General features: G+C 42.2%; 9 protein-coding genes. 4 read left to right on the top strand and 5 right to left on the bottom strand.

Translation table 11 applies throughout. The features are described 5' to 3' along the window. Nucleotides 1-572 precede the first annotated feature (572 nt). On the top strand, nt 573-974 hold the full coding sequence (locus VN447_RS16110; RefSeq protein WP_325526362.1) for a MarR family transcriptional regulator: 402 nt from the start codon (nt 573-575) through the stop codon (nt 972-974). Nucleotides 975-1046: 72 nt separating this feature from the next. On the opposite strand, the gene cdhD is transcribed toward VN447_RS16110, so the two are convergent. Genes cdhD through VN447_RS16095 form a run of 3 tightly spaced genes read right to left on the bottom strand, consistent with a single transcriptional unit; the run spans nt 1047 to nt 3820 of the window. Continuing rightward, a complete protein-coding gene (gene cdhD / locus VN447_RS16105; protein ID WP_325526361.1) occupies nt 1047-2003 on the bottom strand; it encodes a CO dehydrogenase/acetyl-CoA synthase subunit delta in 957 nt (318 codons plus the stop codon). 55 nt (nt 2004-2058) lie between these two features. Then, the gene (gene acsC / locus VN447_RS16100; RefSeq protein WP_325526360.1) at nt 2059-3405 is read right to left on the bottom strand and encodes an acetyl-CoA decarbonylase/synthase complex subunit gamma; all 1347 of its coding nucleotides are present in this window, start codon (nt 3403-3405) and stop codon (nt 2059-2061) included. A gap of 13 nt (nt 3406-3418) precedes the next feature. Next, entirely contained in the window at nt 3419-3820 is a 402-nt protein-coding gene (locus tag VN447_RS16095) for a hypothetical protein (protein ID WP_325526359.1), read from the bottom strand. Nucleotides 3821-4293: 473 nt separating this feature from the next. Here VN447_RS16095 and VN447_RS16090 point away from each other — a divergent pair, with 473 nt between their 5' ends. Continuing rightward, nucleotides 4294-4668, top strand: a complete 375-nt coding sequence (locus VN447_RS16090; RefSeq protein ID WP_325526363.1) for a response regulator — start codon at nt 4294-4296, stop codon at nt 4666-4668. A gap of 129 nt (nt 4669-4797) precedes the next feature. Here VN447_RS16090 and VN447_RS16085 read toward each other — a convergent pair whose 3' ends face one another. Then, complete coding sequence (locus tag VN447_RS16085; RefSeq protein ID WP_325526358.1) at nt 4798-5679, bottom strand: LysR family transcriptional regulator; 882 nt, start codon at nt 5677-5679, stop codon at nt 4798-4800. Between the two features lie 128 nt (nt 5680-5807). Between VN447_RS16085 and VN447_RS16080 the strand changes: the two genes are divergently transcribed. Both VN447_RS16080 and VN447_RS16075 read left to right on the top strand, forming a co-directional pair. After that, nucleotides 5808-7031, top strand: a complete 1224-nt coding sequence (locus tag VN447_RS16080; protein WP_325526357.1) for an MFS transporter — start codon at nt 5808-5810, stop codon at nt 7029-7031. 46 nt (nt 7032-7077) lie between these two features. Further along, the gene (locus VN447_RS16075; protein WP_325526356.1) at nt 7078-8175 is read left to right on the top strand and encodes a Coenzyme F420 hydrogenase/dehydrogenase, beta subunit C-terminal domain; all 1098 of its coding nucleotides are present in this window, start codon (nt 7078-7080) and stop codon (nt 8173-8175) included. Nucleotides 8176-8447: 272 nt separating this feature from the next. Here the strand turns inward: VN447_RS16075 and VN447_RS16070 are convergent, their stop codons facing one another. After that, the gene (locus VN447_RS16070; protein WP_325526355.1) at nt 8448-9095 is read right to left on the bottom strand and encodes a trimeric intracellular cation channel family protein; all 648 of its coding nucleotides are present in this window, start codon (nt 9093-9095) and stop codon (nt 8448-8450) included. Nucleotides 9096-9285 lie beyond the last annotated feature (190 nt).

Genomic DNA, 9285 nt, shown 5'->3' with positions numbered 1-9285 from the left:
TTTCTGGAAATAGGAAGGTTTGATTCCGATCTTCGCCCTTTATATAGCCCATATATCCACCTTCTAATTACTTGAATTATATCTATATTTTATCATATCTGTAATTTTATGTGAATATCGGGGCCGTTTTCACACAGTCTGACGGTGGTTATGTCTTATTAAGACGAAACCACCGCCCCTTTGTCTCTGAAGAATAATCGCCCCACTTACATAGTCACTTGCCGCTGAGGCCAAAAAGATTGTTGCCCCTTTCATATCATCTCCGGTCCCCCATCGATGTGCGGGGATACACTCTGAAATTTGCTGGTATCTTAGAACGTCCCTCCGCTTCTCCCTATTTTACAATAGAAAAGCAGGATGTAAACATTTGGTATTATTGTCTGATGGGCAAAACTTTTTTATATTTCATGCCTTAAAGAATAACAGTCCCCTGCCTGCTGAATAGCTATTGACTCCAACTGTTAATGCATTTACAATATTGCTAGTATGCTAACAATTGAGCTTGGGGGCTGACAGAAATCACGCACAATGATATTTCAGACCGTTATTTTTCAATACGTACGCTGATTGAATTGACAGCATTCCAGGATAACCTAGATGATATTTTGGAGATGCATTTTGCCCGGTATGGTTTGTCTAAGGCTAAGTTTAATGCGTTAATTCAGTTGTTCATGACAGGTGGTCAGGGGCTGACCCAATCAGAATTAGGTAAAAAGCTACTGGTTTCCCGGGCCAATATTACCAGACTGATTGACCGATTAGAAAAAGAAGACCTGGTGGTTCGCAAGGCTGACCCCGCTGATAAAAGGGTTTTTCAACTTTACCTTACAGACCGGGCCACTATGCTCATGAACGCTTTCGTTCCCGTTCACAACCAGTATATGCATAAGCTCATGTCTGCACTTGACACGGATGAAAAAGAAATGCTTATCTCCTTGATAGATAAGCTGAAAAAAGGATGGGAATCAATTTAATTTTTAGATGTTAAATAAGAATCTTAAATCATACAGAAGCAGGGACAAATGTCCCTGCTTCTTGTACATTAGTTAGACCGACAGCTCGTCCACGTTTTTTTTGAAGAGGCGAATCGCCTCCGGATGACGCATTACCATGATATTAGTACCTGCCTGCAGCAGGCTGGTCGCGGTTAGCGCTTCCCATAGAATGGCCCGCTTGGCTTGATTTCCCCAATCAGGGAAATCTTTTTCTGCAGCAATCGCTTCCTTAGCCCGCCAGGCTTCGTGACCAACATTACAAACAACCGGCATAGCTAGCCGGTCATCGCCGCTCAGCGCGTCTAGGCGGCCCCGTTCCATAATCGAATAGGTATATTCAATTCCATACCCCAGAGCACACGTACCCGGGTCCATTAGGATGTTTTCGGCAGCTAGACCTAATTCGGTAATCAGAATCTGAAGCTGTTTGCACATATTGATATCAACAGTGCCGAGGGTCAGAACTTTATGTTTGTAAACCATGGCTGCCGCGGCAATGGATTTGTAGTTGTCGTGTTTCGCAACTCCCAGTAATAAATTCTCACCAGCTGCAGCTTCAGCAATCACAGGCATAGCGTTGTCTTTGTCGTCAATACCGCAGCCGATTACGATTAAAGGTACTCCTACGGCTGCCAACACAGCTTTTACCACATTAGCGAGTTGTTCTGGCGTTTTATTTCCCAGCTCGGGATCAGCACCCTTAAGGCGCAGCAGGATCAGATCAGCGCCAAATTCTACGGCTTTTTTGGCCCAGGCGACAGGATTGCTGAAAACGTCGGCATATACATCCTGCAAAACCAAATTCCATTCTGTTGGGGGGATATCCCATATTTCGACTGCCACGACTGCTTTATTAGGCTGCTCACCCTCGAAAAAGAGGAATGGCAGCGTAGCATCGCCCCCGACAGTTACTGTATTGGTGCGAGTGCCACCCTGATCTTTGGTCGCACCCAGGGTGACGGTGTGAATTCTTCCCATATACTTTTCATTGATAGAATCTATATTCATGTTATAAGACTCCCTTCCATTATGGAGTACAGTAGCCACTTAAAATGCGCCAATGCTACGCTTCTTTTGAGTAATATGCTTTGGCAAAAGCCGGTATACCAATGGCCTCCTGCGGTCCAACAATGACCTTCCACCCGGATTTTTCTTGCAGTTTACCGCTGATAACAGCAACATAACCGGGAATAACCAGCGATCGATGATTAACCTTTTCCGCAATGCCACATTTTTGGACGAACTCAGTAATTGTTTGGGCGTCAAATCTGCCTGATGCCCAAGCAGTAAGTACCGAAGTACCTTCCGTATCAACGGCGATAATGTAGCCGGGAATTTTACTGGCTATAACCTCACCTTCAACCGCATAATAGGTAAGAGAAAAATTAGTGCAGACATATACTGGAGATTCAGGTGTGACAGCACCGATTTCGTATAGGTTAGCCTCCACGGCAATAGGTTTTTCCGGATCGGTATAGATGTTCATCCGGCAGGTCAGTAAAGGCAGTACATACGGCTTCTCATCAGCTTTCAGAACAACTACGCTGGCGTATTTGGCCACAAAAACTCCGGCTTGAACGATTTCTTCATTAGGGTCTTCAGCAGTTGTGAATGCAATTGTAGGAAAACCAAATGGCCGGAATTTTTTCTTGAGTGCCAGACGACGAATCTTGGTCAGTGCCACTATTACTTCGGCGGTATTCCGAATGCCGGTATCAATGACTAGTTCTTTATATTCATTAGCTACTTTTTCGATTAAGGCGGCAGTATCATTCACCCCATTGCCTTTAACGATAAGTGGAACAGCATAGCGTTTAGCCAATGCGACCATCTCTTGCCAGTTGTCTGCGGTTGCAGAGCCCACCAGTGGTCTTTGGGCAGCGCTACCGGGCAAAGCGGCTTCAAGGGCGGCAGGCTTCTCAGTGAGGAGTACCAAGTGTAGGTTTTTGGCTTGGGCAGCGACCCTATCGACAACAGTTTTGAAAATTTCGGGGTTTTGCGAGCAGTTGGTAATGGCAATGGCATCGACGCCGATTCGCAGACCCATCCGATTCATATTCAAGTCATTGATATTTCTGATTTTCTCATCAAGCTCAGCAGGGGACATCGTATCGGAAACCGTGATGACAATCGCTGTCTGATTAATAAAAGTTTTATCATGACGAAAGAGTACAGTTTCACCCCCCAGAGTAATCTGGGTTGGACCGGCACCGACTATTACCGAGCGAATAGGCGGGGCGAACGCGATGCCTAAAAATTCTTTTGCGGTTTCAGAAACATGGGGACACAAATCTAACTCTGTACTTCCCCTAGCCAACGCCATGGCAAAAGCAAGACAGGTTGACATACCACAGTCTTTACAATTGGTTTTCGGAAGTTGTTTGAATATATCCAGGCCTGTTAATGCCATAGTCTTTTCTCCTTCAATCTGCAATATTCATTTTACCCTGGGTATCTTCTCCCCAAACTTTAATCAATACTTTGCCATTTTCTCTAAAACCATGGGCAAGCTCACAATGTCTTAATATGGCAAAATTTCTTTCCATCTGTATCTTAGATAAACTGAATTTGTTCATAATTTGCTCAGCAGTAACCGAGCCTTCTTCTTTAATGTAATTGTAGATGTTCTTTTGCAGTTCAGTCAACCCTTCGGTTCCTTCCTGTCCAGCCATTTTACGGGCCAATTTGGCACCATGCACAGCGGCAACATCACATGTACGGGGAGGCTCCAACATTTCAAGATAACAATCCTCACAAAGCATCTGCCCCCGGTGCAGGCATTGTTCTCCCTCAGGGATTTCATTGTTACATTTAGTACAGATCATGATTATCATTCCTTTCATTACTATTATCTTTCGTAATTCCAGAAGTTCGATATAAGTGTCCCTTTTGTTTTGGATTCAGAGCCAGCATTGCAAAACGTTAATATACTAACAATAAAATGTTAATATATTAACATTTTATTGTCAATGTTTTTTTAGATAGTACCGTTATTGAATCCAGGTTATCCATTTGCATATCTTTTTGTATAACTTTTTGATATACAATGCATATATATTTGATAATTTTATCATAGTTTGGGCTGTGCTATAATTGCAACAAATCAATAAAAGACCATTACGTATATATGTAATGCTAACTACTAAATGGAACAACTTAAAACCCCGTTAATTTAATCCGTGAAGCTTCTACCCAAGGAAAGAGGCTATAAAGGTGGCTTTCCATCTTAAACTTGCTAATCTAGCAAATGACTATAATCCTTTATCATTGTTATGAAACTAGGTGAAATCATTTGGAAATGCGGTTTTTAATCATCGACGATGACATTGGTTTTTGCAAAACTATAAGTTATCTAATTGAAAAATATCATTTAGGAGTAATATTAGCTAATTGTGGTGACGGCTTGGAAGCTGAGTCCATTATTCGTAAACTCCGTCCCGATATTGTAGTAATTGATTTACTGTTACCAGGGCAAAGTGGCATTGAGTTAGCGAAGAAGATTAATAATGTAGATAATAAAATTTCCTTTATAATGATATCCGCTTGTAGTAATGAATCGCTAATTACAGAAGCTTACCACAGCGGCATAGACTTCTACCTTCAAAAGCCTATCAATGCGTTGGATTTTACTTCGGTTATAAAAAAGATAGTAATAGGTAAAACCCAATATTAACCATAAAAAATAGAGATTAGTCAATAATTTGACCAGTTTCTAAATTAACATGACTCAGAGGCTTTCCTACTCAATGCTCATTTCTGGGTGCAGTTCAATGTTGGGTACCGCTTTAATTCAATTCCCAATTCATTCAGAACTCACATCTCTTAACAAATCCAAGAAGTGCTTACTGCTAGCAGATAGTTTACGGTTGCGCACCCAGACAATTACCGTCTGCGTTGATACAGTGGGTTCAATAATTTTTTTGTAAGTAAGTGCAGAATCTGAAATAAGTCCCTCTGTAGATTTTGGCACCAACGCCATGCCTATTCCTAATTTTGCCCAGAGGATGTTTAGTACAATTCCATCACTTATGCAAATTATTTTGGGCGTAAATCCGGCTTTGGCACACCATTCCACAAACATCGATTTCCACCTTAGTGGAACAATGAGCGGCTGGTTAGCTAGCTCAATTAGTCGAACGTTTACAGGATCTTTTCCGCAATAGCATTCATCTCTTTTCATAGCTATAACTAACGGTTCATCAGGCAAAATAATAGATTCATAAATCTCTGAATCAAAAGGAGCTCTTATGATACCAACCTCGATAATTCCATTGTCTAAAAGCTCTAATATCCGAAAACCATCGCCTTCCCATATTCGGAACGTAACACTGGGATATAACCCATGAAATTTACTAATTAAATTTGGCAGCAATGCAACCCCTGATGTAGTAACCGACCCTATCGAAATTGTACCGCCAAGGCCGGAATTAAATTCGGTCATCTCTTTCATCGTACCATCGACTAACCCCAATATTCGTTCTACCCGCTCGCGAAATAACTGCCCTGCTTCCGTTAACCGTATTCTGCGACTACCACGTTCAAACAATTGAACTCCAAGCGAATCCTCCAGTTGCTTCATTTGTCTGCTAATGGCTGGTTGCGCAATATTGAGGCGTTTAGAAGCACTGCTAATATTCCCCTCCTCAATAATGGCGTAAAAATACCTCATATCTCGGATATCCATGTACGCACCTCTTGTATACCTATTTGATATATAAAACATGTTTAATCGATAATTTTATTATAGTTGGAGTCGTGTTATAATTGCAACAAATAAAGAGTACCAACCAAAATTCTGAAAGAAGGTACTAAATGCTCATTACTGAATGGAAAAAAAGTCTCGCAATACTATGGTCAGCTCAATTCATCGGCATGAGTGCCGTTACTGGTGTAATCTCTTTTTTACCGCTATATGTCCCATATTTAGGGGTTACAAATACTGCAGAAGTGGCAATGTGGTCTGGTATTCTAATAGGTGCTGCTGCGTTTTGTGCAGCTCTGTCAAATCCTTATTGGGGGGCTATCGCCGACCGGAGGGGACGTAAGCCAATGGTTGAAAAAGTATTGCTTATGTTTGGATTAATAATGATAACCATGGCTTATGCTTATAATGTCTATCAACTTTTGGCTTTAAGGATATTCCAGGGCCTTTGCGGTGGGTTTTCAGCCGCTGCTACTGCTCTTGCTGTGAGTATGTCGCCAAAAGATCAAATCTCGTCGACAGTTGGTATATTTCAAACTGCACTTATCATCGGCGGTGCTATAGGACCAATGATCGGCGGTCTGATAGCAGATTATTTTGGTTACCGGCAACCGTTTATTGTCTTTGGAGTACTTTGTCTATTGGCACTTTTTATCATCCATTTTGCAATAAATGAACAATTTACCCCTGTAGCCAAAAGTGAGACACCATCACTTAGAGAAACCCTTCAATATGTTTGGTCGTTAAGCGACTTGAAACTTATGCTACTTGTCCAATTTTTGGCGCAGTTTGCTATTCAAAGTATCGGCCCTATTTTACCGCTATATATTCAAGCTATGGATTCAAATAACGCAAACCTTGCAAGCATTTCTGGAACTCTTATCGCCATTGCCGGAATAACTAGTGCGATGGCTTCAGTAAGTATGGGTATCCTGAGCAACCGCTTTTCACATAAACAAATACTCATAACGTCGTCTTTTCTCGGGGGGATATCTTTTTTAGGCCAATTAGCCGCGAGTGACATTATGACTTTTGCTATCTTAAGGGCAATTAACGGATTATGTATTGGCGCTATGATTCCTAGTTCAAACACCATTGTCACCTATCTTATACCAGAGTCTAAACGTGGTGCTGCATTTGGCATAACAAGCGGAGCTGCTCTCATGGGCAATGTGTTGGGGCCAATATCCGCTGGTTTAATGTCATTAGCATTTGGTATTTCGTCGATATTCTGGGTAACTTCGACCTTTTTTTTGTTGGTTTCTATTCTACTATTTATCCAGATTAAAGGTACTTATACTACTCATCGGGATGTAAACAATGCGAGCTTGTAGCCTTGTATGCACTAAAGTATCTATTTAGTAAATGGAGGATATGTTGATGAAATTAGTTTATCAAAAAAAGGAAGACTGCTGCGGGTGCAGTGCTTGTTACAGCGCCTGCACCAACCAGGCCATTACCATGAAGCCAGATGAGGAAGGTTTTTTATATCCAACTGTTGATCAATCACGTTGCATTGATTGCGGCAGGTGTACCGCAATCTGCCCAGTAACGTATGAAGGCCATTTCAAAGAAAGTAGTACGCCCCGAATTTACGCAGCGCGCCACAAATCACAAGAAGTTTTGTGGAAATCTACGTCCGGCGGCGCGTTTACCGCTATTTCTGATGTCATTCTCGGGCAGAATGGGGTTATCTATGGAGCGGATTATGACGAGAATCTTCGTGTATTCCATCAGCGGGCGGAAACACCAGAAGAGAGAGATCGAATGCGAATTTCTAAATATGTACAAAGCGACATGAGGGATACCTATACTCAGATTAAGGGCGACTTGAAGGAGGGCCGGATGGTTCTCTTTACCGGAACCCCATGCCAAACCGCAGGGCTGCGCGGTTTTATGGGTAATTCGCCACTTGCGGAAAGGCTGTACATTTGCGATTTAATTTGCCACAGCATTCCAAGTCCACTAATCTGGGAGGAGTATAAGTGCTTGCTTGAACGGGAAAACGGTGGAAAACTTGTCAGCGTTCAATTTCGCTCAAAAAAACATGGATGGAGCCGTAAAAATAGCAATAAGGGCTTTCTCTTTACTACAGACAGAAGTCCAGAAATAAAAGAGGATGATCGTTTTTACCAGTTGTTTTTTGGTGTAGGCGCTATCTCACGTCCTTCCTGTTCTCAATGCCGCTTTGCCGATATTCATCGTGCTTCCGACATAACGATTGCAGATTATTTTGGAATTGAGAAATACAGCCCTGAAAGTTATAATCCTCTGGGGGTTTCGCTAATTATGGTTAATTCAATCAAAGGATCAGACCTTTATAATCAATGCAAACAAGATCTTTTCGAGGAAGAGCGCCCAATGGAAGAATCTCTTAAAGAACAACACCGACTTAGTCAACCTTCACAAGTTCTTGAAAATCGACATTTATTTTGGGAAAACTATAAGCAATTTGGCTTTGAATATGTTACCTGGTAATAAGAACCAGCCGTATTTGATACAACAAATCCTCAGACCCGTTGTAATCGCAAAACAAAGGTATAACGGGATATTGCCGGTAAAGTAAATTGCACCCCAATTGTTAGACAATATGTATACTGTCTAACAATTGGGGTGCAATTCAAAGGCTGCGGTTATTTCAGTAATCCGAATATCGGTCCAACCGTTTCCGATTAGCCAACCTGTAGGGGCTGCGTGCTGACAACACGTCAGTCCTTTTCGACAAATCATTGCTCGTAATAAGTCTCTATCTAATTCCCCGAATTATGGCTGTCTGATGCTATTCCACCAGACTTAATTCCGATAACCGGGAAGTTCCAGCCGTATTTGATACAACAAATCCTCAAACCTGTTGTAATCGCAAAACAAAGATATAACGGGATATTGCCGGTAAAGTAAAATTGCGAATAATAGAAGCTGATGGCACCCGCAATGGTAGTGATAGCGTAGACTTCCTGGCGGAAAACATACGGAATTTCTTTGACAAATACATCCCGCATAATGCTGCCGCCGATGCCGGTTATGACGGCCACTGTTGTTACGATAAACAACGAATCTAGATTATGCTGCAGTGCGAGGTTTGCGCTGGTCGCGGTGAAAGCGCCCAAGCCGATGGCGTCAAATATCTGGATGGTGTGCTTGAATTTATCAAGCCAGCGATAGGTAAAACAAACGCCAACGGTGGCGATTGAGCTAATGATGAAAAAGGTTGGATCGCGAAAGGTAAGTGGCGGGGTATTGCCGATAATCACATCCCGCAGAATACCGCCGCCGATGGCGGTAGTGATCGCCAACACCAGGACACCGAATACATCAAGCCTCTTTTGTATCCCGGTCAAGGCCCCTGAGATAGCGAAAGCGATGATCCCTGTAATCTCAAATACATTCCAAGCTGTCATTGTCTATTCTCTCCTATAATCAACTGCAAATGCTGCATTCAGTGATTGGTAATCGAGTAGGAGCTGAGTAATTATTTACTCAGCGACCTCTCACACCACCATACGTACCGTTCGGTATACGGCGGTTCAATAGAATTAGTGTATTAATGAATATCTTTCACTTATGGTGATAAAGCCTAATTTCCTTAGG

Origin of the sequence: Sporomusa sp. (assembly GCF_035561155.1) — a bacterium.
GTDB lineage: Bacteria > Bacillota > Negativicutes > Sporomusales > Sporomusaceae > Sporomusa.
The sequence above is the reverse complement of the archived record's forward strand: the minus strand, read 5'-3'. Positions and strand labels throughout refer to the sequence as shown.

Coding starts and splice junctions, on each gene's coding strand:
- VN447_RS16095 (WP_325526359.1), bottom strand. CDS start 3,820: ATGATCTGTACTAAATGTAACAATGAAATCCCTGAGGGAGAACAATGC.
- acsC (WP_325526360.1), bottom strand. CDS start 3,405: ATGGCATTAACAGGCCTGGATATATTCAAACAACTTCCGAAAACCAAT.
- VN447_RS16070 (WP_325526355.1), bottom strand. CDS start 9,095: ATGACAGCTTGGAATGTATTTGAGATTACAGGGATCATCGCTTTCGCT.
- VN447_RS16090 (WP_325526363.1), top strand. CDS start 4,294: ATGCGGTTTTTAATCATCGACGATGACATTGGTTTTTGCAAAACTATA.
- VN447_RS16085 (WP_325526358.1), bottom strand. CDS start 5,679: ATGGATATCCGAGATATGAGGTATTTTTACGCCATTATTGAGGAGGGG.
- VN447_RS16075 (WP_325526356.1), top strand. CDS start 7,078: ATGAAATTAGTTTATCAAAAAAAGGAAGACTGCTGCGGGTGCAGTGCT.
- VN447_RS16080 (WP_325526357.1), top strand. CDS start 5,808: ATGCTCATTACTGAATGGAAAAAAAGTCTCGCAATACTATGGTCAGCT.
- cdhD (WP_325526361.1), bottom strand. CDS start 2,003: ATGAATATAGATTCTATCAATGAAAAGTATATGGGAAGAATTCACACC.